Raw genomic sequence first — 26962 nt, 5'->3', positions numbered from 1 at the left:
CTAATTTTTTAGAGAAAGATAAAGTTTTCCTGACTCAACGAGAAATTCTTTGAAGTCAAGTATTATTTAATATTTCTATATGAGCAGTTAAACCAGTTTCCTTTCCTACTGATTTATGCCTACAATCAGAAAAAATCAGATCATAAGCTGACCAAAAATCTGTATAATAAACTGCACATTGCCCATAGATACCAGGCAATGAATTCCACAATCTACTTGCACCTTTTTCTGGTCTTTCTCCTTAAAAGAAACCCACAATTTCTTTAGTTCCTATATCAATTGCTAGCCATCACCACTGTTTGTTGTTTTTATTCCCAACAAATCACCACATTTCATCACACTCAATGGTCAGTCTCCCGGTTTTTTTTTAGTACATTGAACAGACTGTGAAACTTCAGCATACTTACGATTGACATAGTTTTGCATCCATTTTTCAGATACACCTGTTATCGGAATAATGCCAGCCAAACTGATTTTTTCTAGTAATAATTTATCAATCAATTCAATGGGAGTGATTGTTGATGTATACTTTGGAGTTATTGGGGACAAATTGCCTTTTACAGGTTTGACATTGATCTTTCTGTTTTTTATGATTAATTGTCCCGTTTTTAATAATATGGCTACTACCACAGCTTGGACAAATTAAATGATTATTTTGCATGGGATTAGATGTGAATGAAAAATTGTTGAACTGTATATTAGGATGATTTTTGGTATGATATTTAGGGTGGATTTATTCATAATTTAGTGGTTGGTTATATTCAGCGTTAGCGGAGCTTTGTGTTAGCAATCGCCTACCAAATAAAATTTTGATTTTCAACTAGGCCGAAGTTCAATATTTCAGAGATTAATGTCAGAAATTGATGGCTGATATTAACATATCACTACATATACAGGACTACCAATTCTTGAACATTTCCACCTACTACCTAGCACCTCAGAAATTTACGGTCGTTAATTAAGCGGAAATGACTATAATATACAACATAAATTATGGTTAATTAAGTTGAGTAATTATAGCAGCTCCAGAAGGCAGTAGTAGAAAAAACATTTACCTTTATAAGGTCGATCATCAATCTATGTTCTCACAGTAAGTTCCTCCAGCCAATTCCCACAATTGAGAAAGAGAAGTTAATTTATAGTATTGAGCGATTGGGTATTTTCTATCCCAGAATTAATAAAAATCTTTGTAGTTAGCAGCATAACTATTTATAATTAGTTGAAAATATGGCAAATCCTGGTTTTTTAGGGTTATATAATCAAATAGGAAGAGGTCGGAAACCGAAATTAAGTGAGGCACAAAAATACCAAGTAAAACAGTGAGTCAAATCAAGGCAAAAAAACTCAGAAAAGTGGCGATCAAAATTTATCAACAATGAGGAATAGATGTGATCAAATAAGCGATCAAAATAATTATTCTGCCAATTGAATATGTTCTGAAAAAGAGTGATAAATAGGAGGGAGCAAAACCCCTGATAGTTGAGAATTAGAAGTAAATATGCCTAACTATTAGAACTGAAAGACCAAGATGAAAAAGGAGAAATTGACTTGAGATATTGAGATAAAAGTGGGTTCTCTGTGATGCCATATATTCCTGATACTTGACAGGAAAAAGGAATAATATGAAATATAAAAAAGAATGCTACTAATAATTTATTTGGTTAAAAAACTTTACCCAGAAATGTCGATTTGACTAAAAACAGAGTTGGACTCTAATAACTCTAATAAATGATATATACGCTATTCCTACTGACTCCTGACTCCTGACTTATGAATCCTTGAAACAGCCGTGGGTATTTGTAGCAAAAATTTGAGTATTTCATATAACAATAACTGCTAAAAGTTGTCAAAGTAAAAGAATTAATGTTTTAGAGTTAATGAATAGTAAAAATGAATTATATTATGAAATTAATCGAGGCACGTTCGACAGTCAAATAGTCATAGAGTTTGGAGATAAATTTATAGTCATTTCAAATAATAATGAAACACTTTTTCGGCTGAAACCCTTCTGCTGCAATAAACCCTTGTCTCAATCTAAACTGAAATGACTATAGTTACAATTTGTCTAAACCTACAGTAATCATTATGGATAAAACCTCAATTCAAAAAAAGTAATAATTTCATGAAAAAGCAAGAGAAATGGGAGTAATTTCAGTTATCAGTTAACAGTTATAAGTTAACAGTACCTCTTGCAATAAGGAGGCTTAAAATCTGGAATACTCTCTTTATCTTGGTCGATTTTATATGTCACAGGTTTTGGAGCCATCCCGCCCTACGGGAAGCTCCACTAAGGACTGTTTTTTCCTTAAAAAGGGAGGCTATTGACCATAATTTTTCGGTCAATAAATTTCCAGATTTTTGGGTTACCTACTGACTCGCCTCAGCCAAACTTAACTGAGATTATCTGGAAATTTATTAAATATCAATGGATTGAATTTGATGTGCCTCAGAGCAGGCAAAATTTACTTAATTATCTCAAAAAACTGCTTGATTATTTTGGTACAAAGTATGTAATTAATTTTGTTTAGACACTTAGTATAGTCAACTATTTAGCGTGCTATATTGTAGAATTAAAAAAGACATTAAACTAGGGTAATATAGTATTTTTAAGGAACTGTAAAAAAAACTGTAAAAATATGACTGAAATAGGAGACAAACTGCTCAAACAAGGGATATATCAATATCAAAATCATAAATTTGAAGCAGCTTTGGAATCTTGGCAAGAGGCATTAGCTATCTACCAAGAAATTTCCGACCGCCGTAAACAAGCTGCAGCTTTAGGAAATATAGGTGTTGCTTATAACACATTATTAGATTATCACTTAGCCATAGAATATTCGCCGTAAACAAGCTGCAGCTTTAGGAAATATAGGTGTTGCTTATAACACATTATTAGATTATCACTTAGCCATAGAATATTCGCCGTAAACAAGCTGCAGCTTTAGGAAATATAGGTGTTGCTTATAACACATTATTAGATTATCACTTAGCCATAGAATATTATCAACAACACTTAAATATTGCCAGAGAAATTCAAGACCGAGAAGGAGAAGGAAAAGCCTTAGGTAATTTAGGAAATGCTTATTATGCTCTAGAAAATTATTCACAAGCAGTTGCATATCAACAAAAACGTTTGACGATCGCTCAAGAAATGCAAGACGAATTTGGTTGCGAACAAGCCTACTCCAGTTTAGGGATAGCTTATCATGGTTTGGGAGAATTTGCCCAGGCCAAAGAATGTTATCAACAGCAGTTAGCTTTTGCGAAAAAAATAGATAATTATATTAGCCAAGGGGATGCTTTGTTTAATCTCCGGTTAGTATACCAATCAATGAAGGATGATGGAAAGGCAGAAGAATGTAGGCAACAACAGATAGCGATCGCCAAAGAATTATTATCAAAGCAACTGGGCAATAACTTTACAGAAATTGCTCAAACTGTAGCTCTAAATTTTACGGCAGATTTTGCAGGTAGCGATCTAAGTAGGATAGACCTCCAATATGCTAATTTTGTTGGGGCAAATTTACAAAAGACCAATCTCAGTGGCGCTAACTTAACCCTTGCGGACTTAAGTGGAGCTAATCTTAATGGTGCCAATTTAAGTAAAGCTAATCTCTGTAATGCTAATTTACGAGATGCTAAACTTGTAGAAGCTTATCTCAAAGATGCAGATTTGCGGACAAAATTACCTCGTGCCGATTTAAGCAATGCTAACCTCAGTGGTGCTGACTTGAGTAGTGCTTATCTGCCCAGTGCTAAATTAGTCAATGTAGATTTAAGTAATGCTTCTTTACAAAATGCTGACCTCAGTGGAGTTAATTTAAGTGGGGCCAATTTATATGGAGCTAATTTAAAACGGACAGATTTAAAAGATGCAATTTTAGAGAAGACAATATTTGCTCAAAATATAGGTATTTCTGAACATCAAAGGCAGGAATGGTTGAAACAAGGGGCATTATTTGAGATTTCAGAATAGAAAAATAAGCGTTGCTGATTTTAGGTATAAGTAAGATGGTTCAAAGCTAAGTAATTGAGCAGAAGTATTGATGGAGATGGGGTGATGGAATAGTTACTAAATATCGCATTTTTTATGGATGAGAAATGATATTAGTCAATGTCCTTCTTTGAAGGAGAGGTAATTGTTAATTATTAATTATTATTATTTATCGGCAGTCCTTCAACCGTAATTGTATTGATTAGAGTTGTCGCTAAATAAAGGGAAAAAATCACTCTAAGCTAGACAGAGCAATAATTCCAAGCATTATTGCCTTCCAATAGCTACAATCCTTACAGAACAAGGTTTTTAGGTATTTTTTAAGTTATAAAGCGACAAGTCTATTGAACTGGGAACAAATTACCTGTAGCGGTTTTCATTTCGGTATACCACAAGTAGGGGCGTTAACGTAGTTGTGCGCTAGCAAATGGCCATTCGCTGACGTAGAGTTTCCGCTTTATATGTTGCGGAGCAAAACGCCCCTATAGGGTTTTAGTTATGACGATGTGGTTTATCAATCAGCAAAAGCACTGTAATAATGTCAGCTATGATCGCCTCAGCTCCAATTAAAAGAAAGAGGATGTACTTCGGTTTCTTTCCTGCTCACAGTTTTTTCCACTCCAAGTCCCCCCTACTTCCCTACTCCTGACTCCTGAGTTATGACTCCTGACTCCTGAGTTATGACTCCTGACTCTAAACTGATTTTCCGGTAGTGAAAACTGCTATAACAATTAAAAATATAGCTGAGAAAATTGTTGATTCTATGACTGCAATTGAAGGATTATGGCCTCATAATATTAGCCCCAATCAACTCGCTGTGCTAGAAAGAAAATTGGTGCTTTGGTTGCGATCGCAAAAATTTGACTCTAACTTAACTTCTGAGTCATTGCAATACAAATCTTCAGAGGAATTACAAACTTTGATATTGTCTGCAACGACTGCAGGTTGTGATTTTTCAGAGTTTAGAATAATAATAAAGAAAGTGGTTGAAGCTAATACAGAAAATTTACTGGAGTTAGCAAGTATCGCTGATATAAATCCTGCTTTAGATTTTGCAGGAGCTAAGTTATTAGGAGTTAATTTATGTGGCGTTGATTTGAGTGGTGCAAATTTGTATGGAGCTTATCTACGGGGTGCAGATTTAAGTGATGCAGATTTGAGTGAAGCTAATCTTGGAAAAGTGAATTTAGGTGGAGCAGATTTGAGTGGAGCATTGTTAAGTAATGCCGATTTAACTGAGGCAAATTTGCGCCGTGTTAGTCTAGCTTTAGCTAATTTGAGTGGGGCAAATTTGAGTGGGGCAAATTTGAGTGAAGCTAATTTGAGTAATGCCAATTTAAGTGATGCAGATTTGAGTAATACTAATTTAACTGATGCCGATCTAAGTCAAGCTGGATTAGCATTAACAAATTTAAAAGGAGCTAATTTTCAGAATACAAAAGTAGAGAATGCTAGGTTATGGCATGATTCTGGTTTATCTGATGAAATGAAGCAAGATTTAATTAGTCGTGGAGCGTTTTTTGAGGATAATTAGAATCAGAGAAAAAATCATCGGCGTTGCTGAAGCGCGTGTATGATATTAATCTTAATTATTTAGGAGTCAGGAGTCAGGAAGGAAGAAAGAAGAAGAAACAGGAGTAGAAGAAGAAAGTTTTTTGTTTGCTGGCGCACAACTTTCCTGTCAAAATGCTACCGGAAATGTTAATGGGAAGTGTTGCATCAGCATAATCATGGAGCGCGGAACGGAGTTCTATATGGCTCTTATTAGGAAAAGATATCATACCTCAAATCACCAACGCCAAATCATTTAATTAATAATTATTAATCTGATTGATTTTGTATTCTTTCTGAGATTCTTCTGTTTATCCTAGCTGATGATTTTTTAGTAATTTTTGAGAGTTCAGATGAAATGGTAAAAACTAACCATGAGAAAGTTTACTAGATTATAATTCTATTAGTCAAAGTGTAATTATTCAGAATTATACTTGACTAAATTAACTCTAGCGATGGCTTTTAAATAACATCCTATTAGTGTGAAAGAGTAACTCTATATGGCAAATCAAAAATCACTTGATCAACTGCAGAAACTAATTAATGATAGTGCTCAAACTAGCAATCAAAAATTGACTAACAATTTTACTGGTATAAGTCTTGAGTGTGCTGACCTGAGTCTTTGCGATCTAAATGATATTAATTTCACTGAAGCTATTCTCAGGGACGCTTATCTAATTTGTGCCAACCTCAAAAGAACTAATTTTAGTAATAGCGATCTAAGTCATGCTAATCTGAGTGGGGCAATAATGTGGTTTGCCAACCTTAATAATGTTAATTTAAAGAGCGCAGACCTTAGAGGGATAAGTTTGAGAGATGCTAACCTAGGGAATGCTAACCTAGAGAATGCTAATCTTTGGCGTAGTGAGATTACAGATGCACAATTAATTAAAGCCAATTTTACTAATGCTAATTTAATTCGTACTAATCTCAGAAATACTAATCTCACAGATGCTAATTTTAGTTATGCTCAACTTGATGAAGCAAACATCAGCGAAGCTAATCTAGAAGGTGCTAATTTTAGTTATGCTAATTTAACAGATGTTAACCTTAAAGATTCTAATTTAAAAGGTGCTAATTTATCTAAAATTAACCTTCTTAGAGTTCAATTGAATCGAGCTAATCTAGAAGGTGCTAATCTAGAAGGTGCTAATCTAGAAGGTGCTAATTTAAGTGATACTAATCTTAATTATGCAAAGTTGATAAATGCTAACTTAAATCATGTTAATTTCAGGGGAGTAAAAATTAATTATGCAACGGAATTAGATGATAAGTGGTATCTTGTTTGGGATATTGTGAATCATGGCGCTTATGGTAGAACTTTAAATAGTGTTGACCTTGAATATGCAAACCTGAAAGGCGCTAATATGGGAAATGCTAATTTAGCAGATGCTAACCTCAGATATGCTAACTTCAGATATGCTAACCTCAGCAATACTAATCTCTCCAATAGTAAATTAACTAATGCTAATCTGACAGATGTTAATTTGATCAAAGCCAATTTGTCTAATTCTAATCTGCAAGGTGCTAACTTAAGCAACACTTTATTATTTAATGCTATCTTAAAAGGTGCTTCATTAAATGAAGCTAAATTGCTAAAAGCACAACTGTGTGATGCAGAATTATCAAATGCAAAATTGAAAATGGCAAATCTGATGGATGCTAACTTGAAAAATACTAAATTATTGAAAGCTGATTTAAGAGAAATTAACCTAGAAGGTGCAGAATTAGAAGGTGCTATATTTGGTGAAAATTTAGGAATTAATGAAGAAATGAAGCAAGAGTTAGTTAAACGTGGAGCTATTTTTCAGGATAAATATTAAAGTATAATTAGGGTTTGCTGAAAAAGTCTTTTTGTTGAGGTAGGAGTCAGGAGACAGGAGACAGGAGACAGGAGAAATGGGAATGAGCGAGGAGGTAGGAGTAAGAATTTTCCCAAGATTGTTCTGCCCAACTATGCGCCTAAAATACTAACTTTTTGAGCGTTTTAGACTGAAAAGCTTGCACTTTTTTTTACCCCAAACAGGCTAAAGTCTTTATATGTCAATGCTTAAGGTTGAGCGCATTTTTTAGTAAAAAAAAGTCCAAGCTTAATGGTCGTAATGGTTCAAAAAAGAGCGCATTTTAGGCTCATAGTTGCGCAGAATAATCAAGGGATTATTCTTCCTCTTACCTCCTCGCTCATTCCCATTTCTCCTGTCTCCTGTCTCCTGTCTCCTGTCTCCTACCCTTACCCATAAGACTTTTTCAGCAAACCCTAATTATCCGGACATGATATTACAGATTATCAGATGAACCCGCCCCTACCCCATGTTCGGACTACATCCTCTGTAATTCCTCCTGATACCAAATCCGGTTTACATAGATGGAAAGTACAAGCATTGAAATTTGTTGATTATTAAAAAAACTTACAACTTCATCAAAACTTCTGACTTCTACTTCAACTCCTCCAACACCTCTTCTGTAAAAGGATTTTCCCCTTTTTTTAAAGCATCAACCCAGCCTTGTAGTCGTGCTTTGAACTCATCATCTTCCGTCCATTTAATATACGCCTCAAAGTCTTTAATAGCTCCAGGAAAATCTCCTGTTAATGCCCGTGCCAAACCACGACTACCTATAAAACCTCCATTTTCCGGCGCGATTTTAACTGCTTTTTCACAAGCAAACATTACATCTTTGGCTCGATTATATAAGCTACCACGATGACAAATGTAACTCCAATCATCAGCAGTTATTTCTAACTCTGAATCTAATTTTTTTGCTTCTTTGTAAAGATTAATTGCTTCGTCTATTTCTCCATGTTTTGCTAATGTTTTTCCCACTTCTAATTTACTAAGAGCAGCGAAATTTTTCGCCACTGTTTCTGGATTTTTCTCTATTTCCTCTGTGTCTGAATTCAGGTCAATATCAGACTGCAACTTTTGAGCTTCCTTAAACAAAGAAATTGCCTGTTCAATTTTTCCATCTTTGGCTAAATATTTTCCCTCTTCTACTTTACCCGGAGCAGCTAATTTTTTCGCCACTGCTTCTGCATCTATTTCTATTTCCTCCGTGTCTGAATTCAGGTCAATATCAGACTGCAACTTTTGAGCTTCCTTAAACTTATTTATTGCTTCCTCAATTTTCCGGTCTTTGATCAATTGCACTGCCTTTTTTACTTTCCCTTCTGCTTGAAACTGACGCACTACTAATACTGGGTTTTGGTCTTTAACTTCCGTTTTTGGCAACAAATCAATATTGTCATCCAGTTTGATAAACGCCCTCAATAACTTCTCCGCTTCTTTTACTTTATTCTCCTGTGCTAACTCCTTTGCTATTGCTGCATTAAAGGGAAAATTAGAGCCAAGTTTAACAGCCTTTTGGAAAGCAGAAATAGCTGAGTCAACTTTTCCCTCTGCTGCTAACTTTTCACCCTGGAAAAACAAAGCCGTTACCGAAGCTTCTACTCCACAGAGACGACGCTCTTCTTCCGTGACATTGGGATTGTTTTTCAGGTAGTCACTCATCCACTGGCAAGCATGAGCTGTCAAGTCATCTTGGTTAAAGCGCCACAGTTTCACTGTGTTGTCATTACTTGTAGAAGCAATTAAATCTCCCTTGGGGCTAAATGCTACACCTATGACATAATTTTCATGTCCGGTGAGAGTATGTATCAAAGTGCCATCTGGTTTCCACAGTTTTACCGTGTTATCCCAACTTGTAGAAGCAATTAAATCTCCCTTGGGGCTAAATGCTACACCTATGACATAATTTTCATGTCCGGTGAGAGTATGTATCAAAGTGCCATCTGGTTTCCACAGTTTTACCGTGTTATCCCAACTTGTAGAAGCAATTAAATCTCCCTTGGGGCTAAATGCTACACCTATGACATAATTTTCATGTCCTTCTAAGCTATTGATTTCTTTATATCCTTCCCAGTTAACAGTTTGTTGCAGAATATCGGTGGTTTGTATGTTTTCTGTGCTGCCATTTGCTTGTTGCTCTAGTTTCAGCGCTGCTAACTGGAGATCTAAAGTTCTCTCTCCTGAAATTATGCGAGTTTTTAACTCTCTCATCTCAGCTTTGCGTTCGCTGCGGACAGCTTGCCGTCGTTGCATTTCTGACCACACAGCAAGTAGAGAAATTATCACAGAAAATGTAACCAACCCTGCAAATATCCGTTGACGTTGCCGTTGTTTTCTTTTTTGTTCCTGCTCTTGCAGTTGCTGACTTAACTGAATAAATTCTACTTCGTCTGGGGAAAGTTCCTCCTGACGTTGTGTCAGTTGTTCCTGTGCTTGAGCGAGTGCCACTCCCCGCAATAAAGCTCCTTGGTCTCGGTTATTCTCTTGCCAATAACTCATTGTCGCCCGCAGACGTTCCTGCCATGTTCTAAACTCCCTGCTAGCATTTATCCAATCCCGCAAAGTTCCCCACTCTCGAATTAAGGCTTCATGCACTACCTCCACCGTATTTTCCTGTTCATTCCTCCCCGTTACCACCAACCTCGCTTGATACCCCGCCAAATAACTGACTAAATTCCAATTATCTTCTCCCACTTCCCCACGGGTAGCAACACGCCTCGTATCTTCTGTACCTTCCCCCGGACGTACTAATTGTACAAATATTCGCTCTGCCTGTTTTTTCTCTGTCTCTTTTAATTGTTGAAAAATTTGTTCTGCATGATTAGCGATCGCTTTTTTTACCCCTCCTATTTCCTCATAAGCATGATGAGTTAATACTCGGTTTTCCTGTTTTGACCACAACCGAGTCAAAGCAAATTCTAATAATGGTAAATTTCCGGGTTCTTCTCCCACATCATCCAAAATTATTTCTGTTAATTTTGCCTCTAATTGTACCTCTGATTTTTGAGAAGGTAATTCAATTGCTTGTTGTAATTATTCCCGTTTCATCGAACTAAGTAACTGTGGCGTATATTCCTGCAAAGCATCTCGAAACGGACGATAAGAAAGCACATATCCATAAAAATCCGCCCGTAATGTTAAAACCAGTTTAACATTTTCTTCTCTAATAGCTGTTAACAATGCTTCAGCAAAACGTTCCTGTTTTTCTTTCTCCCGACAAAGGGTATATAATTCTTCAAATTGGTCAACAATTAACAATAATTGTTGACCTGGATTACGTTCTAAAATGCGATTAACTACCTGTGAAAAAGTGATTTTACCTTCCTGCATATCACTTGCTAATCCCGTCGCCTCCCGCAATTTTTGCGTTTCACCCGCTTCCGGTTCCAATTGTCCAACCAACACAAAAGCCAAAGATAAAAACGGTTCTTTTCCCGGAAGAAATGATTCAATCAACCATTTTTTTTCTGTTCTCAATTGAGGAACTAATCCCGCATATACCAAAGAAGATTTACCACTACCACTAGGTCCAACTACAGCAATTAAAGGTTGTTTATGAGTTACTTCAACTAACTTATTCACAAACTTTTCTTGCCCAAAAAAGAAGTCGGCATCTTCCTCTTTAAATGCCGATAAACCTTGATAAGGATTAGGGGGAATTATATGATCATCAGTAATTAAATTCTCATCATTTATAGAAGTATCAGTTAAATCTTTTTTCTTTAAAATTGGAGTTTGATGTTCTAGGTAACTCATCATTTGTGAGCAACCTAATTCATAAGCTTCCTCCACCTCATAATCAGCAGCAAGAGCATCATAAAAAGCCACAGCAAAAGCCACCGCAGCATTATCTCCTACAGCCTTATTCATGCCAATAACATAATTAACATATTGACTAATTGCCTCCGCTTGTACTTCCGAATAACAGGCATTTAAAAGTACACATTCGACATTTTTTTTCGCAAACAATTTAAACATACTAGCCAGAGCATTTGTCTGAACCAGCACCATTTTTCCCATTTCATCTTCCAAAACAATACCATCTTGTCCCGTACCATGTCCGCAAAAGTGGATTATATGAGGTCGATAATCTAAAATAGCTCGATAAAAGTCACGGGCACGGACAGCCAATTTTTGTTGTAATTGAAATTGGTCTCGTTTATTAGCTCGGCGTAACCCTTCGTCTATTTCTCGTATTTCTTGGTCTAATCTTAGGGGGGCAGTATTTTTAGGATTAGCTGCTAGGATAAGGATGGTTTTGGCATTTGGGTTATTGGTCATTTTAGTTGTCAGTTATACAAAATTCAAAAAAAGTTTGTGCGTCTATGTATTAATTTCTCTTAGTATTGATATTGATTTTTAATATTTTAGATGTAAGTTATATTCTCTACCAATCCCACTAACAGAATAAATAGTGAACTTTTTCTGTGACAATTTTTATCCAAAATTAAAAATGCTGATATTGAATTGATTTATTGACCTAAAAAATTATTCGACTAAGTTTTCAATTGAATCAATATCACTAGGCAATTCTTGAGTCAAAACTTCAGCACCATTTGGAGTTACTAAAACATCATCCTCAATTCTAATACCTCGAACATCATCAAATTTTTCTAGCTTTTCCCAATTCACAATATCTTGATATTTTTGACGCATTTCTTTGTCATTTAAAATGCCTGGTACTTGATAAAAACCAGGTTCAATTGTGACTAACATTCCGGGAATTAATGGACGATTTAATCGTAGAAAACCTAAACCAAAACGACTACTACGCTCCCGACCTATTTCATATCCAGCTAAATCTCCTAAATCTTCCATATCGTGAACATCTAAACCTAATAAATGACCGATTCCATGAGGAAAAAATAAGGCATGAGCATCCATTTCTACTAAGTCTTCTGCTTCACCTTTTAAAATTCCTAAATTTACTAATCCTTCCGCAATAACTTGAGCTGCTAATAGATGAATATCTAAATATTCAATACCAGGTTTTATTTGAGCAATGCAAGTATCATGAGCAGCTAAAACTACATCATAAATATCTCGTTGGGTGGGAGAAAATTTACCAGAAACAGGCCAAGTTCGAGTCACATCACTCGCCCAACCTAAATTTGTTTCTGCTCCCACATCTGCTAATAGTAAATCTCCTGTTTGTAGGGGGTGATGATATTGTTCATTGTGCAAAACTTCTCCATGTACAGTCACAATACTGGAGTAAGCACAAGTCATATTATGGGAGATAATAATACTCTCCATTGCGGCTCGGATATTAGACTCGAATTTAGAATTTTTGGTGGCTGCCATTCCAGCTTTATGAGCTTCTACAGTTACTGCTACTGCTTGTTTTATTTCTGTTAAAGCTGTGGCATCATGGCTAAGTCTTAAAGAGATAATCGCTTTTGTTAACTCTAAGTCAATTTCTTTGGGGTTATTAGGTGCAGAAATATCTCTATTCAGAGTTTTAAATTGTGTGGTTTGAGTAGGATAATTTTGCACATAAATAGTCGCAGCATTTGTGGCGCGAGATTTCAATTCTTGCATAGGAAAAGCAGCATCAGCACCAATAATTTCAGCTAGGTGATCGCGTCTAGGCATTTCTCCATGCCAAAGTAGACTACTCGGTGGTGCATTATCCATAAATAGTTCTAATTTTTCTCCATCTAAATGTATAGCAGCATCTTCAATAGGTAGTCCAGCAAAATAGAGAAAATGACTGCTAGGACGGAAGGGAAAAGTATTAGCTGGAAAGTTGCGGGGACTACGACTTCCTGACCAAAGTATGACGGGAAAATTGATTAATTTTGCTAATTTTTGTCGTCGGTTACGAAGTGTTGTTGCTAGAGAAGTATGTAAGTTAGGAATATGCATGAGAGTTATTTATATAAAGTCAGGAATAAGGAAGAAGAAAGAAGGAAGCAATGATATAAATAAATAGTTTCTAATTTCCTTTTTGCAGTATTATTTTTGATGATTGGTATCACAAATGATAGATAATTTGAAAAAATATCTATCATTTGTTATTGTAGCAGCTTAAAAAGGAAGAAGGAAGAATAAATCATAAGAAAGAAGGAAGAAGGAAGAAATAAGAAGGATATAAATCAAAATTTTCTAGTTTCCTTTTTGCCCTATGATTTTTGATAATTGGTATCACAAATGAAAGATAATTTGAAAAAATACCTATTTTACTATTGTACCAGCTAAAAAAGGAAGAAGGAAGAATAAATTAAGAGAAAGTCAACAATGATATAAATAGGACTTACACATGAACGCTATTGGTAGGGTGTGTTAGCGCTAGCGTAAGGCACCAATAACCCTTGTGTAGTGTATTTGCGTAAGTCCTGATAAATAAATAGTTTCTAGGATGAGAGAGAAATCAATTCTCAGCAAAATTTTCTAGTTTCCTTTTTGCCCTATGATTTTTGATGATTGGTATCACAAATGAAAGATAATTTGAAAAAATATCTAATTTATTATTGTACTAGCTAAAAAAGGAAGAAGGAAGAATAAATTAAGAGAAAGTCAACAATGATGTAAATAAATAGTTTCTAGGATGAGAGAGAAATTAATTCTCGGCAAAGTTTTCTAGTTTCCTTTTTGCCCTATGATTTTTGATAATTGGTATCACAAATGAAAGATAATTTGAAAAAATACCTATCTTACTATTATCCCTGGTTAAAAAGCAAGAATAAAGAAGGAAGGATAAATTAAGAGATTAGAGATAAGTCAACTCTCGGCAAAATTTTCTAGTTTCCTTTTTGCAGTATTATTTTTGATGATTGGTATCGCAAATGATAGATAATTTTAATTTTTTTAAAATTGACTATTATAGCAGGTTAAAAAGCAAGAATAAATAGGGAATGAAGCTGATAGCTGAATGCTTACGAAAATGTTTAAATAAATATAGACTTTAAGGTCAAAGTAACCTGCTTTTGTAAAATTTAGTTATGACTAGATTCTGGCTTAATAATATCCCTTAATATAGGGTTTAAAGCAAGAGCAAAAACAATAGCTGATAGCTGACGGCTGTTTGCGCAGCATCACCTAGGAAATGCTTACATAAATTATCAATTATTTCCCCCCTACTCCCTACTCCCTACTCCCTCTTTTTCAGAAATGTTAAATAATTATCTATCTAAAGCATCATATCAAGCAGTATTTCTTGGCTATAACTTTTTACCAATAATTACTTGGAAAATATTATCAAATCCCGCTGCTGAAATTGTGGCATTTTTCAACAACTATCGTATTCATAAACAGATTACATATTTGACTGTCAATAACTACGATTTAAAATTAGACATTTATCAGTCCCTCACCACCAAACCCCACCCAGTAGTTATTTTTATTCACGGTGGTGGTTGGGTAGACCGCCCAAAAGAAGTGGAATTATTTTTTTTATTGCCATATCTGAAAATGGGTTTTTCCATTGTGAATGTGGGGTATCGTTTGGCAGCACAGTCATTAGCACCCGCAGCAGTAACAGACTGTCAGTCTGCTTTAGGTTGGACGATAAAAAATTCCCAGAAGTACAATTTCGATCCGGAAAAAATCATTGTCAGTGGTTTTTCTGCCGGAGGTCATTTAGCCATGACAACTGCTATGTTACCTACTTCTGCTGATGAAGAATTGAAGGTAGCTGCGGTAGTTAATTGGTATGGCATTACGAATGTCAAAGATTTACTTGAGGGGCCGAATATTCGAGATTATGCTCTGGAGTGGATGGGCAACCAGAGCGATCGCTTAGAAATTGCTGAGAGTATTTCCCCTATTAATTATGTACATTCTGAACTTCCACCAATTTTTACTGTTCACGGTGATGCCGACTTAAGTGTCCCATATAATCATGCTGTGAAATTCCACGAAGCACTTAATCAAGCTAATGTACCGAATCAGTTATTAACTATTTCAGGGGGTGGACATGGAGGATTTAGTTATAGTCAAAATATGAAAGTTTATAAACATATTGAGAATTTTTTCATAAAAAATGATTTATTAGGTGATTAAGAATTAGGTGGTCGTAAATAGTCATGGTAGGGGCCAAATTAAGGGTTTTTATACAAATTCACTTTTAGGATGTTACAAATAGTCAGCAACTGATGATATGGAATAATAGGTTGAAATTATTGTAGAGTCAATACTTTATAGCGGTTTTCACAAAGGTAGTACAAAGCTTCTACCTTCTGCCTTTAAGCCAAAATCTCTGTATTCTATTGTTCATGAAAAACGCTATAAGTCTATCAACTTTTACTTCTAACTTCTGACTTCTTTTACTTCTAACTTCTGACTTCCGTGAAACGGTATAGCAATTCCCAATTCCCAATTAATATTTCTTTACTATTAATTTTGACCACCACCTAATTAACTGCCAAAATGGCTGGAAAAACCAGAAAAAACTGAGGCAGTGTTGTTAACCTTAATCAATCAAAACAAATGTTATATCTGAGTGAATTTCCAGTAGTTAATTCAGCAGTTGGTATGATATTACCAATTTTTTTTGCACAGGAAACAATAACTCCACCACCAGAAATAGACCCAGCTGTGGTTGATGGTATTATGACTGCGATAAACTTAGCTTCTATTGTAGGATACTTAATAACGGCGTTTTTCTGTTATAAGATTTATCAAAAATTAAATGTTGAAGATGCTTGGTTTGCTTGGGTTCCTATTTTAGGTACATACATTACTTTCAAAGCTGCTGATGAGGAAAAACCTGTACTATGGACAATTTTATCTTATATTCCATGTCTTAATATCATTGCTGCAATTAAATCAATTATGGCTTGGGTAAGAATCTTTAAGAAGTTGGATAAATCTCCCTGGTTACTGTTGATATGTATCATTCCTTTTGCAGCTTTCTTTGTCTTTGGATATGTAGCATTTACCTAAAGTTTTTTCAACAAAGGAAGTATTCAACAATTAATAATTAATTATTAATTATTCGGTAATACTAATGTAAGTATTCAGCTCTTAGTAGTCAGCACTTCCCTGCGGGATACTACGCAAATAGCAAATAATGAATAATTACTTCTCAGGTTGAAGGAGCATACATTGGCAGTAACTTTTAATTCTCTCTCAATTTTTCAATTGCTTTGACTGTCTACTCTCATAAATAGCTGAATGCTGAATGCTGAATGCTTACATATTAATTAACTACAGGAGTAATTTGAACAATGCTAAAACTTAAATACAGAAAAGTAATTTTTTTGATTCTTATTGCTATTCTTGCAGGGGGATCGATGGCTGCTTATTCTCAATCAGAAACTAATTTTTTGCTCAAAACAGTAGAGTTAGTTATGTTTCAACAAGTAGCGACAATTGTAATTTATCTCAGTTGTTTTGGTTGGGATATATTGCGTAGTCGTTAACGAAGTCAGAAGTTACCCTACCCCTAAACCCTCTCAGGACGGGAAATAGAGGATGTGAGGAACTCTCCAAAAATATTTGGCCTTAAAAGGTAGGGTTGCGCAACCCAATTATTTTGATAAATAAGTTGAAATGCAAAAGTTTTCTGAATTTTTATCTGATAAAGAGCGATATCAGCGATATGTTTATCTAGCGATCGCTCTTTTTCCTATTATTGGCAGCTACTTTTTGAATTTTGGGCTGAAGATACCATTTATAGGATGTCCACTGTTACGTTTTATAGGTATTCCTTGCCCTGGATGGGGGTTAACCCGCTCCCTAACGGCAGTTGCACGAGGAGATTTTAGTCAGGCGATCGCTTATCATTTATTTGGGCCTGTATTTTTTGCTGCGTTTATAATTGCGATTTTACATATTGTTTTGGAATTAATAAATAATCGAAAAATCCGAATATTTTATGTACCTTTAATTCAAAATAATCATTTTCAAATTTTTTGTTTTCTAGTTTTATTTGGCTATCATGGAACACGATTACAACAGTTGTGGAAAACTGGAGAAATTTATAATTTTTTGATTCATTCCACCCTGGGAAATTGGTTATTTGGGGTTATTATTTAAGAACGGGGAGTGTGGGGAAATGGTAAATCTGGAGGGAAATTTCCACCTTTTTCCCCTATTATATTTCTCTAGAGCAGGATGGCAGAAATAATTAACCAGTTAAAAAATCCTAAAAGCTTTACCAATCAATACTGTTGACTTTTAAATTTTTACTTTTAAATTACCCGTGGGAATGGGCAAGATGCTCATTGCACAAAATTATTAAAATCCCAAGGGCATTTATGCAACGCCTAATATGAAATATAAAAAAGAATTCTACAAATAATTTAGCTGGTTAAAAAACTTTACCGAAAAATCGTGGTCTCAAGCCTCCCCTTTTTTTACTGCCATATTTGAAAATTGGTTTTTCTGTAGGAAATAATTTGCTATTTGATATAATTTATCTAGCCAAACAAAAAAACTAATTAACTATGAATCTACAAGAACAAAATTGGACTAACCTATTCGGAAATCATACCCCAGAAGGAATAGCTTGGCATGGTATTTGGACTAGATATTCTCCAGAATTAGAAGTTATAAACTCTTTTCAAAGTATCAGAAAATTCTCAGCAAATCAGGATAAAACAGTAATTAATCAGCAAAATAATTACACTTATGCTGATGGTAGTACGGAAGAAAAACAATGGCAAATTGAGAAAGAAATTGCTAATCAACCAGATGGAATGATTCATCCGGCATTTGAATCAATGAGGACATTATCTTTCAGTAAAGAAGCCAAAACTTGGATGTGTCCACAATTAAAAATAGGACATCGTTTTGGTTGTGAATTATTTTTTGAACATCAAAATTTTCGGACTAGCGTTGTTCCTATTTATGGAGAGAATGGTGAGTTAACAGGGTTTACACAAATTCGCGAACATCTTAATAGTTATCCTGAACAAAAACCAGGAGCAGAATTAAAAAATATATCGGGAAATTGGGTGGGGCAAAAACAGTCTATGACTCCCGATTTACAAATTTCTCAAGAAGCAGAAATGACAAAACTTGAGTTAGATCCAACTGCAGGTAAAAATCAAACATTTTTTCTGCCTGATGGTATAGTTATAAATGTTCCTGAAAAGGTAAAAATAGGAGAAGAATTTGAACTGGTAGTAGGTAAGATGGTAATTGAAAATAAGTATAAACGAATGATTATTAAATACGATAAAGATGGCAAATTTATTCAGTTAATTTCTGAAGTATTTGACCAGAAAAATTAAACTAAAAAAATAGTGGTAGGTCATTTCAGTTATTAGTTATCATTTTCTTTGTGGGTTTAATACCCCACCGTCAACGGGGGTGTTCAAAATTACTTGGGGGAGCGTAGACGCGGAGCGGCCCTTCGTTGACTATCCCCATGTAATTTTCCTCCTGTCTCCTGTCTCCTGTCTCCTGTCTCCTTCTTCAATAGTTATCAGTTATTAGTTATCAGTACCTCTGCAATCAGGAGGCTTGACATCAGAAATATTCTCTTTTTTTCTCAAAATAATTGGGTCGCGCAACCCCGCCTTTTAAAGCGAAATATTTTTGGAGCGAGGCTTAAATCCCCGTTAAAAAAATAACTTATGACTTCGTTAACCCCTTAAAAGGGGAGGCGCATACCCACAATTTTTCGGTAATATCAAATCCAGTGTTATTGTATAAAATTGTATAGAAAGCAGGTTTGTGTTAATGGTAATAAATGTATTCCATAACAAACCTCTTTCTAACAAGGAACAGAGTTAGACATGGCGATCGCTCAAACCTTGATTCAGGTTCACGGAGGCAAAATTGAAGTAACCAGTAAAGTTGGTGTAGGGAGTTGTTTTTGGGTAAAAATTCCGGTAGTGGTAAAGAAGTAATACTATTTTCAAAAAATATTGCTACCTTGAATAACCAAGGTCTTATACTAATTTGAAAAAAGAATGTTACGAATAATAAGTGCGATAGAACTCCGTTCCGCTGACGCGGTCGTGCATACTTTACAGGAAATGTCCCTTTGATAAAGCGGTGCGACCCCGCGACTACGACAGTCGCACCTGGTAGCGCATCAAGAGAAAAAGAGAATTTACTAGCTCAAAACTGGTATTGAAGCCATTCCCGTGTGACTCAGTCCGACTGACTTCCCCTCCCAGGAGGGGGAGGGGCGAGGGGTGGGTTGACTCCTAAGAAATACCCTAGCTATTTGTAGCAAACATTTATAGAATTGATATTAGGCATTATACTATGTTCGGACGGGTCAGTTATAAATAAAATTCAAGAACTGACAGTACCGAAGAAATACTGAAATTATCTTTGACTTTTCTTCTTTCCTCCTTTCTTCCCTCCTGACTTCTGACTGTTTCTTTTATACTAAATTTTAATGTAGATTATTAAGCTCCGCCATTATAAGTTCCTTGTATTTTCCCATCCAACCAAAGTTGCTGCAATTTATGCAATATATCTTCCGAAAGATTAGGTAATCTAGCTACAGAAGCATTCCTACGAATATGCTCGGTACTTGAGGAACCCGGAATCACAGAAGTAACAGTTTGATTGTTCAGGATATATTTTAACCCTATCTCTGACATAGATAAATTAATATCTTTGACAATTGGTTTAATCAAATCAACCATTTCTACCTGTCTTGCTACCCAATCATCAGGAGTCCATAATCCACGCCAATCCCCTTGTGGAAACTTTTGAGAGTGTGTCCAGCCACTAACTAATGCACCAGAACTAAATGGACAGCGTGCTATAATCCCGACCTGATGTTTTTGAGCCATCGGAAACAATGTATATTCAGGTTCTTGCTCCAAAATATTATAAACCACCTGAACAACATCAATCCGCCCTGCTTCAATATGACTATTAGCTTCACCAGCACGGCGATCGCCAACCGATATACCAATGGCTCTAATTTTACCCAGTTCTTTTAGCTTTAGCATCGCTTCATACCATTCCGTACAATGACCCCAGGCCAGATTCCAAGTATGCAAAAATAAAATATCAATGCACTCCCGCCGTAAATTTTTGAGGGTAGTGTCGCAACATTTTACGATCCAATCAGAGGAAAAATAATCCTGAATCTTACTTTGAGGTTTTGGAGACCAGTCATCGCATTGAGGCGGAATTTTACTAGAAATTACTACCGAAGAATTTCCCTGTAAAGCTTTACCGATTACCTGTTCACAATAACCATTTCCGTAGTCTAAAGCCGTATCTAAGTAATTAATATCTGCATCTATTGCTGCCTCAATTGCCTGGATATATTCTGCTTCCGTTTTTTTTCCCCACACATCCCCTGAAAGTTGCCAAGTACCTAGACCAACTTCACTAATTTCAATATTGGTCTTTCCTAACTGACGCTTTTTCATTACTAATTCTCCTGATTGAGCATTACTTGATACATTCAGGACTTACGCATAAAGTAGGAAAAACTGGGATTTCAGATTGATTCCCTATCGTTGGCAATGACGGAAATACTTTGTGCTGCGTAAGTCCTAACATTTTTAAATTGATATCATGTGCTTGTAAATAACCGTTATTGCGTTGATAAATCGTTGGCGAAGCATGACAAACCGAAAGCAATTCCCAAGTTTAGTGACTGCATTGTTTCAATTCTTTCCACTCCCAATGATCTCAACTCTGCTTAATTCGGTATAAAAATCTGAGCGCCATAGGGCAAATCTTTCTAAATTTTTCTTCCCTCCTGACTCGGTCCTTCCCCTCCTGGGAGGGGTTAGGGGTGGGTTGACTCCTGACTCCTTATCTAAATTACACAAATGCTACCAGACTTGATCTGACATATTACAAACTATTTGCCGGATATCATCTGATGCTCTTGCCTCCTTCTAACTGAGCTAGCTTTTCAGTTAATGGATTAATGATGAGCTTGTAGATGTGATATATACTCGAAATATCCTTTAGAGGGAAACGCTTGACGTGCCAAAAACCATTTAGTTCAGACCCGAAATCATTAGGAGAAAAACGACCTACAATCCATCCGTCTGATTCTTCTTCCGCTGTTGTTTCAATACGTATCCATTTCCAAATCATTTCCGCAACATCATAAATCCGAGTTTCAGGATGAGTAGGTTTTGGCTCAATAATAGCAATCCAACATTCGGGTTCGTCCACATCAACTACATTAGGATCGTCACATCCTACCCAAACCCAAACAAAGGCTATATACTGCACTTGCTTTGCTGGATAATCATCGATAGGAGTATCGTCTACTAAATAATCTGCATTAACATAAAAGCGACCCAACCAAAATGGTAGTCCTGAATCGTAAGGTTCTTTGCGATTTAATAAAGTATAGTTATCTAAGAACATATACTCGTCATCACAAACTGAGAACAGCTTATTTAGGGATATAGGTAAGAATTTTTTGGCGTTATGCTCAGATGCGAATCGGTTATCTAGAACCTTAAACAAGCTTCCAACCTGCTGGTGATAAGCCAGCATTACCTTGTAGCTTTGAGTAACTTGCTCCATAATATCCTTACTTATCATCATGCTTTTCTCCTTATAAGATACAACATATTTATATTATACATCTCCAGAAAAGAGGTAACAGGGAACAGGGAGCAGGGAACAGGGAGAATTAACGAAGTCAGAAGTCAGAAGTTAGAAGTTATTTTTGTAACGGGGATTTGAGCAACTATCCAAAAATATTTCGCCTCTTAAGGCGGCGTTGCGCGACCCAATTATTTTGATAATTGACAATTTATGGATAAGAATTGATTTTATTTTTAATTTTAGGAGATGTCTATTAAGTTCAGATCATTAGCTATAGTACCATTAGTTGGGTTCAGCAGTGCAGGGAGACAAATTTCGTTACAGACTTAAGTTCTGTTGCAGTTTTTTACTTAAAGTCTCAGAGCTGATTCATAAAGTAAATCTTAAATTAGCTAGTCGCTTGACCATGAGTTGGATTAATGAGCCATAAATCATTGCTTCACTTACATCTGAATAGACTTCATAATCCTTACATAGCGCGCCTAAATCTATTTAGCCACCCATGCATTGCGTTCAACAATCCATCGTTTAGGCGTAAATAGAAGGTGGGCGTTATTTAGTGCAGCGAGTCAGAAAAACTCTGAAGCTCTTGTGATTCCGTTCCGTTATTGTCTGAAATAACTTTCAGACAATAAAAAAGCAAGATAGCTAAAAGCTATACAAATCAATGCTTTCAAGCTTTAATTAGCCCTGGTCGCACGAACCTTTGATCTACGCCGAGAAATAATATAACCGCTCAATAATCCGGGGTAAATCGGTAAATAGCAAGCCTCAAATGGCGTAAAATCTTTCCTAAACTGCATAACTGCCAAGACATCAGAAATACAAGTTTCTAGAAAATAATCGGAGTTCTAACTAAAATGGCTGAATTTTTTGAAGACGTTGAAATTCAAGATGGAGATCTTATCTTAAAAGGGTCAAATATAGCGAAGCTGCTATGAGGGGCAATCTAGGAATGAAAGCCTTACTCTGTAAGCATCTCAGGAACTGCTCTTTTCACGATTACATCCAATGAAATATTACACAATATTAGACATTCTAGTGATCCTGTGAATCGCTAAAAAGCATATATGGTGGTTGTTTTACTAGCTTTTGCGTGTCAAGTGTACCATCACTCTCCCAACGGCTGAAAGCTGCAATAATATCTAAATTGCCCTCTATGACAACTTCGCTATATTTACCCCGTTCTAGAATTGTATCGGTTGTGAATAACAAGAGTAACCGCATTTTTACAGAAGTGTTTCTACATTTAATCTACGGCAAACAGCCGTTCGCACCTACATCTAATCTACCAATGGAGATAATTATGAGTAATCAAAAACATCGTTTAATCAATCAAGCAATCTTAGGTATTGCTACTACTTTCGGTCTGTTTTCGGCCTCCGTCGCTAATGCTGCATCTCTCAATGTTCTGTGGTATGGTCAGACCGATGCTTACAATGCCAAAATCTCGGAGTTAGCTGCTCTAGCACCAACATTTGACCCAGAAGGAGATGGCAGTTTAGATTGGAATCTCACTTTCTGGAATCCCCAAGACTCCACACCCAACTTTTCTAATTATGATGTTTTAGCGATCGGAACTGCTTGGAGTGAATCAATATTAAATTTTGACCCCACTGGGATTTTGAATAACAAAAGCGCAATATCTACAGCCAGGGGAAACCGTACTTTCCTGAGCGGTCAGGACGCTGACAATCACTATAGTGGCACTCCTGGTCCTCGTCCTAACGGTCCTCTCGGTTTCTTAGTCAATGCCGTTAACTGGGCAGGTAGTGGAGAAGGCATGGGTATTGTTGTTTTGCCAGATGGTGGGGACTCTCGAGACCCTAGAAGTCGAAAGTGGTGGCTAAACGATCGCTCTTTTTTGAAAGATGAATTGGAAGGTTATGTTTCATATTTCTGGGAAGAAAATGTGGTTATTCCCACAGAGACCTCGGACTTTCCAGTAAATGAAGGTTTAACAACCGCAGGTTTGAGTAACTGGCGTCAATCTGCCCACGCTGCCTTTGACAAAAATATTCCTGGTTACTTATCTATTAATGATGCTGGTTCTCGTCCTGGTTATGCGGTTACTATTGTCACTGACTCCGAAGCTGATGGTGACACTTTGGGGCAGGAAACAGAAAAAGTTCCCGAACCAGGTTCAATTTTTGGTCTATTTCTATTGGGTAGTTTGGGCGTTCGTTCTGTACTATTGCGTATATCGCAATAATACAAGACATCGGTATTTCTCAAGTTGAGTCCGAGTCCGTGGCAACGTTATATAGCAGGGAACAGGGAACAGGGAACAGGGAACAGTGGTAAAAGCTTTTCTCTGTCTCAGGTTCATCATCAATCTCTGTCCTAACCAACTCTTTCCTTGTTATATGGGAGCAATACATGGTTTTGCCACCCTATTAGCAACAGTTCTGATCTCTTATGCAGGACATCTAGCATTTCCCCTATTACGAGGAGTTCGGAAAATTCTCCCTCAAATGCGTACCCTTACCTTTTGGTCAACCTGCTTGTCATTTTTCGCCATTACTTCCGGAAATTGGGTATATATGCGCTATCGTTATCCTGCCAACGGTGCAAGAGCTTGGTTGCTGGAAAATACGCTTTTAGTGCATTACCTATTTATGGAAGATCACGAATTCAGTGTTCTGTTTACCCTATCCTTTAGGTGCTGCCTGTACCTGGGTTTTGTGGAAATATGGCGACTCAATTTTAGAGCAAAAAAATCGTCCTGTTCTTACCGGAACTTTTTAGCATTGATGGCAATGATGTTCTTTGATATTGGCGGGTTGGTAAGTGGTTTGAATGTTGCCAGCATGCACTCTCTGTAGTCATTTATCAGTTATCAGTTACAATACTTACGGAAACCAACCAAGAAACCAGGTTTATTGCCTTGATTATTGTTAAAACTACAAAATTCGTTCATAAACCGGGTTTCTGCGTAATTCCTGAATCTTTTTACTGTTATACCAAGTGTGAAAAAAGAATGTTACGAATAGTAAGAAGAATAAAAAGACACGTGCAGGATATGTCCTTTGACAAAGCAGTCGCTAACGCCATCCCACCATCGACCAAGAGAGCGGTGCGACCCCGCGACGACGCCAGTCGCACCTGGTAGCGCACCAAGAGAAAAGAATGATTTGCGATCTGAAAAATGGTATTAAAGCTATTCCCGTGTGACTCTGTCTTCCTGAGTTCCTCTCCTGGTTCCCCTCCTGGGAGGGGCGGGGGTGGGTTGGGCGCGCGGGTAGGTTGACTCCTAAGAAATATCAAGGAAAAATCTGGCGTTGCCTAAGTTTTCAGCATGGGGAGTAAGTGTAATCCGAAAGGAGGATGCGTTAGTGCGTGATTAATAGACTTGTCGCTTTATAACTTAAAAAAAACCAAAAACCTTGTTCTATAAGGATTATAGCTATTGGGAAGCAAAAAGCCTTGCAATGATTGCTCTGTCTAGGTTGGAGCGATTTTTTCCTCTATTAAGCGACAAGTCTAATGTAGCGTAGGGTCAGAGCATATCCTGTACTGCTCTATAAAACTGACACAAAGCGTCACATAAAGTGACAACTTGATGTTTACTTCCTGCTTCTTGTGAGGCCGTCGGCGGTTACTCATCCACAGGCATTCACGGTCGAGCTGACCGCATTTCTTAAATTTATACTTGCGTTTAAATCTCTATCTATTGACAACCCACAGTCAGGGCAATCATAAGTCCTTAGATTTAATGGCATATCATGGATTTCATGTCTGTGTGAACACATTCTGTCTAATAGTAGGCGAATGTAACGTATTATATCGTTATTCTTTGATTAAGTCAATGCTCTCCACTCTACCCGCACTCTCCACACTCCCCACACTCCCCCTATATTTTTAAATAAATCCCAAATGGGTTCTATGTTCCCTGTTCCCTGTTCGCTGTTCCCTATTTTCTGGAGATATCCATTAATTGTGAATAACGATGATTGTCAATTTTGTCAAATGTACCATTGTAAACAAAGTTTCTGGGCATATCTGCGTTAAAGAAGTCGTGAGGAAAACCAAGTTCAATTTGACTTACTTTCTCAAGTTGCTGAATTTGATCTGCTGATAATTTCACATCCACACATTGAATATTATCTTCAATGTGAGAAACTTTTCTAGCTCCAATAATAGGAATTACACCCTTATTTAATAACCAATTTAAAGCAACTTGTGACGAACTCTTTCCTATTTCTTCTGCAACTTTATCTACTTCTTTTGCAATACTCAAATTACGATCGCTCTGATTCACAAAATCTTTCATCATTTCATTGTCTAGTCTGCGCTCTTCTTCTACTGTATTAGCTTTGGTATATTTGCCAGTCAACCAACCACTAGCTAGAGGCGACCACGCAGTTACTCCAATATCCAAAGTCTTCGCCATCGGCAAAATTTCCCTTTCTGGAGTGCGTTGAATCAGACTATACTCAATTTGTAAACCGATAAATTGTGTCCAACCCCGTAATTCAGCCAAGGTATTGCATTGAGAAACAACCCAAGCAGGAGCATCGGAAATACCAATATATAATACTTTTCCTGCTCTAACCAAATCGTCAAATGCCCGCATTACTTCTTCCGGTGGAGTCATAAAATCCCAAGCGTGCAACCATAAAACATCGATATAGTCAGTATTAAGACGTTTGAGACTAGCTTCTACCGACTGCACCATATTTTTGCGTTGGTTTCCGCCACCATTTGGATTATTATCGCCAAAACCATTGGTATATTTAGTGGCTAAAACAACAGCATTTCTTTCCGAGGCAATAAACTCACCGAGAAATTTCTCACTTGTACCGTTGGTGTAAATGTTGGCAGTATCAATAAAATTACCGCCTGCTTCACGGAAGACTTGATAAATTCTTTGGCTTTCTTCTTTAGAAGAACCCCAACCCCAGTCTTCGCCAAAGGTCATTGTGCCCAAGCATAGTTCGGATACTCTGAGTCCACTTTTTCCTAATAATTTGTACTGCATCTTGTCATCTACTCCTAAATAATTAACTGAGTGAAATTAGTTAATGAAACAATATCTATGATAGTTTATAGTTATATCATGTCCGGTTGAACAGTGATAAATAAATAACTACGGAGTCCTCAGGAGTCAGTCCTCAGGAGTCAGGAGGGA

Annotated in this window: 17 protein-coding genes and 4 pseudogenes; 13 read left to right on the top strand and 8 right to left on the bottom strand. The window is 36.5% G+C overall.

Annotated elements, in window-relative coordinates; all coding sequences use genetic code 11:
• Positions 1-37: 37 nt before the first annotated feature.
• Positions 38-661 (bottom strand): annotated as a pseudogene (locus tag D5R40_RS39005) (IS1 family transposase); the annotation flags it as partial.
• A gap of 1975 nt (positions 662-2636) precedes the next feature.
• On the opposite strand from D5R40_RS39005, the gene D5R40_RS02900 reads away from it, so the two are divergent.
• The 5 genes and pseudogenes from D5R40_RS02900 to D5R40_RS02885 all read left to right on the top strand — a co-directional run bounded on the left by D5R40_RS02900 (position 2637) and on the right by D5R40_RS02885 (position 7368).
• Entirely contained in the window at positions 2637-2846 is a 210-nt protein-coding gene (locus tag D5R40_RS02900; protein ID WP_124154208.1) for a tetratricopeptide repeat protein, read from the top strand.
• A 71-nt stretch (positions 2847-2917) separates the two neighbouring features.
• A pseudogene (locus tag D5R40_RS42360) lies at positions 2918-3112 on the top strand (tetratricopeptide repeat protein); the annotation flags it as partial.
• A gap of 21 nt (positions 3113-3133) precedes the next feature.
• Positions 3134-3976 carry a pentapeptide repeat-containing protein gene (locus D5R40_RS02895; protein WP_124154207.1) on the top strand — a complete coding sequence of 281 codons (843 nt, stop codon included), beginning with the start codon at positions 3134-3136 and terminating at the stop codon, positions 3974-3976.
• Positions 3977-4706: 730 nt separating this feature from the next.
• The gene (locus tag D5R40_RS02890) at positions 4707-5528 is read left to right on the top strand and encodes a pentapeptide repeat-containing protein (protein ID WP_240038761.1); all 822 of its coding nucleotides are present in this window, start codon (positions 4707-4709) and stop codon (positions 5526-5528) included.
• A 517-nt stretch (positions 5529-6045) separates the two neighbouring features.
• Complete coding sequence (locus D5R40_RS02885; protein ID WP_124143093.1) at positions 6046-7368, top strand: pentapeptide repeat-containing protein; 1323 nt, start codon at positions 6046-6048, stop codon at positions 7366-7368.
• Positions 7369-7980: 612 nt separating this feature from the next.
• Here D5R40_RS02885 and D5R40_RS34435 read toward each other — a convergent pair.
• The 3 genes and pseudogenes from D5R40_RS34435 to D5R40_RS02870 form a co-directional block, all read right to left on the bottom strand.
• The gene (locus D5R40_RS34435; protein ID WP_339379658.1) at positions 7981-9600 is read right to left on the bottom strand and encodes a WD40 domain-containing protein; all 1620 of its coding nucleotides are present in this window, start codon (positions 9598-9600) and stop codon (positions 7981-7983) included.
• A gap of 267 nt (positions 9601-9867) precedes the next feature.
• Positions 9868-11670: pseudogene (locus D5R40_RS02875) on the bottom strand (nSTAND1 domain-containing NTPase); the annotation flags it as partial.
• Between the two features lie 207 nt (positions 11671-11877).
• Positions 11878-13257 (bottom strand): aminopeptidase P family protein, encoded by a 1380-nt coding sequence (locus D5R40_RS02870; protein WP_124143095.1) that lies wholly within the window; start codon positions 13255-13257, stop codon positions 11878-11880.
• A gap of 1245 nt (positions 13258-14502) precedes the next feature.
• Here D5R40_RS02870 and D5R40_RS02865 point away from each other — a divergent pair.
• From D5R40_RS02865 to D5R40_RS41830, 6 genes and pseudogenes are all read left to right on the top strand, one after another.
• The gene (locus D5R40_RS02865) at positions 14503-15393 is read left to right on the top strand and encodes an alpha/beta hydrolase (protein WP_124154206.1); all 891 of its coding nucleotides are present in this window, start codon (positions 14503-14505) and stop codon (positions 15391-15393) included.
• Positions 15394-15819: 426 nt separating this feature from the next.
• On the top strand, positions 15820-16275 hold the full coding sequence (locus D5R40_RS02860) for a DUF5684 domain-containing protein (RefSeq protein ID WP_205127215.1): 456 nt from the start codon (positions 15820-15822) through the stop codon (positions 16273-16275).
• A 284-nt stretch (positions 16276-16559) separates the two neighbouring features.
• Entirely contained in the window at positions 16560-16754 is a 195-nt protein-coding gene (locus D5R40_RS02855; RefSeq protein WP_124143097.1) for a hypothetical protein, read from the top strand.
• Positions 16755-16884: 130 nt separating this feature from the next.
• Positions 16885-17370, top strand: a complete 486-nt coding sequence (locus tag D5R40_RS02850) for a DUF2752 domain-containing protein (protein ID WP_124143098.1) — start codon at positions 16885-16887, stop codon at positions 17368-17370.
• Positions 17371-17780: 410 nt separating this feature from the next.
• Complete coding sequence (locus tag D5R40_RS02845; protein WP_124154205.1) at positions 17781-18569, top strand: DUF3598 family protein; 789 nt, start codon at positions 17781-17783, stop codon at positions 18567-18569.
• Between the two features lie 504 nt (positions 18570-19073).
• Positions 19074-19190: pseudogene (locus tag D5R40_RS41830) on the top strand (hypothetical protein); the annotation flags it as partial.
• A gap of 510 nt (positions 19191-19700) precedes the next feature.
• Here D5R40_RS41830 and D5R40_RS02835 read toward each other — a convergent pair.
• Both D5R40_RS02835 and D5R40_RS02830 read right to left on the bottom strand, forming a co-directional pair.
• Positions 19701-20684 carry an aldo/keto reductase gene (locus tag D5R40_RS02835; RefSeq protein ID WP_124143100.1) on the bottom strand — a complete coding sequence of 328 codons (984 nt, stop codon included), beginning with the start codon at positions 20682-20684 and terminating at the stop codon, positions 19701-19703.
• Positions 20685-21138: 454 nt separating this feature from the next.
• Positions 21139-21828, bottom strand: a complete 690-nt coding sequence (locus D5R40_RS02830; RefSeq protein ID WP_124143101.1) for a hypothetical protein — start codon at positions 21826-21828, stop codon at positions 21139-21141.
• Between the two features lie 1207 nt (positions 21829-23035).
• Between D5R40_RS02830 and D5R40_RS02820 the strand changes: the two genes are divergently transcribed.
• Together D5R40_RS02820 and D5R40_RS02815 are read left to right on the top strand one after the other, a co-directional pair.
• A complete protein-coding gene (locus tag D5R40_RS02820; protein ID WP_161564912.1) occupies positions 23036-24043 on the top strand; it encodes a PEP-CTERM sorting domain-containing protein in 1008 nt (335 codons plus the stop codon).
• A gap of 154 nt (positions 24044-24197) precedes the next feature.
• The gene (locus D5R40_RS02815; protein WP_205127591.1) at positions 24198-24656 is read left to right on the top strand and encodes a hypothetical protein; all 459 of its coding nucleotides are present in this window, start codon (positions 24198-24200) and stop codon (positions 24654-24656) included.
• Positions 24657-25433: 777 nt separating this feature from the next.
• Here D5R40_RS02815 and D5R40_RS02810 read toward each other — a convergent pair.
• On the bottom strand, positions 25434-25583 hold the full coding sequence (locus tag D5R40_RS02810) for a zinc ribbon domain-containing protein (RefSeq protein ID WP_375339360.1): 150 nt from the start codon (positions 25581-25583) through the stop codon (positions 25434-25436).
• 161 nt (positions 25584-25744) lie between these two features.
• Positions 25745-26812 carry an aldo/keto reductase gene (locus tag D5R40_RS02805; RefSeq protein WP_124143103.1) on the bottom strand — a complete coding sequence of 356 codons (1068 nt, stop codon included), beginning with the start codon at positions 26810-26812 and terminating at the stop codon, positions 25745-25747.
• Between the last annotated feature and the right edge of the window lie 150 nt (positions 26813-26962).

This window comes from Okeania hirsuta (genome assembly GCF_003838195.1).
In the GTDB taxonomy this organism is placed as follows: Bacteria; Cyanobacteriota; Cyanobacteriia; order Cyanobacteriales; family Microcoleaceae; genus Okeania; species Okeania hirsuta.
Note: the sequence above shows the minus strand (reverse complement) of the source record. Positions and strands in the feature narration are given on the sequence as shown.

Coding starts and splice junctions, on each gene's coding strand:
- D5R40_RS02900 (WP_124154208.1), top strand. CDS start 2,637: ATGACTGAAATAGGAGACAAACTGCTCAAACAAGGGATATATCAATAT.
- D5R40_RS02885 (WP_124143093.1), top strand. CDS start 6,046: ATGGCAAATCAAAAATCACTTGATCAACTGCAGAAACTAATTAATGAT.
- D5R40_RS34435 (WP_339379658.1), bottom strand. CDS start 9,600: ATGAGAGAGTTAAAAACTCGCATAATTTCAGGAGAGAGAACTTTAGAT.
- D5R40_RS02870 (WP_124143095.1), bottom strand. CDS start 13,257: ATGCATATTCCTAACTTACATACTTCTCTAGCAACAACACTTCGTAAC.
- D5R40_RS02865 (WP_124154206.1), top strand. CDS start 14,503: ATGTTAAATAATTATCTATCTAAAGCATCATATCAAGCAGTATTTCTT.
- D5R40_RS02860 (WP_205127215.1), top strand. CDS start 15,820: ATGTTATATCTGAGTGAATTTCCAGTAGTTAATTCAGCAGTTGGTATG.
- D5R40_RS02855 (WP_124143097.1), top strand. CDS start 16,560: ATGCTAAAACTTAAATACAGAAAAGTAATTTTTTTGATTCTTATTGCT.
- D5R40_RS02850 (WP_124143098.1), top strand. CDS start 16,885: ATGCAAAAGTTTTCTGAATTTTTATCTGATAAAGAGCGATATCAGCGA.
- D5R40_RS02845 (WP_124154205.1), top strand. CDS start 17,781: ATGAATCTACAAGAACAAAATTGGACTAACCTATTCGGAAATCATACC.
- D5R40_RS02835 (WP_124143100.1), bottom strand. CDS start 20,684: ATGAAAAAGCGTCAGTTAGGAAAGACCAATATTGAAATTAGTGAAGTT.
- D5R40_RS02830 (WP_124143101.1), bottom strand. CDS start 21,828: ATGATGATAAGTAAGGATATTATGGAGCAAGTTACTCAAAGCTACAAG.
- D5R40_RS02815 (WP_205127591.1), top strand. CDS start 24,198: ATGGGAGCAATACATGGTTTTGCCACCCTATTAGCAACAGTTCTGATC.
- D5R40_RS02810 (WP_375339360.1), bottom strand. CDS start 25,583: ATGTGTTCACACAGACATGAAATCCATGATATGCCATTAAATCTAAGG.
- D5R40_RS02805 (WP_124143103.1), bottom strand. CDS start 26,812: ATGCAGTACAAATTATTAGGAAAAAGTGGACTCAGAGTATCCGAACTA.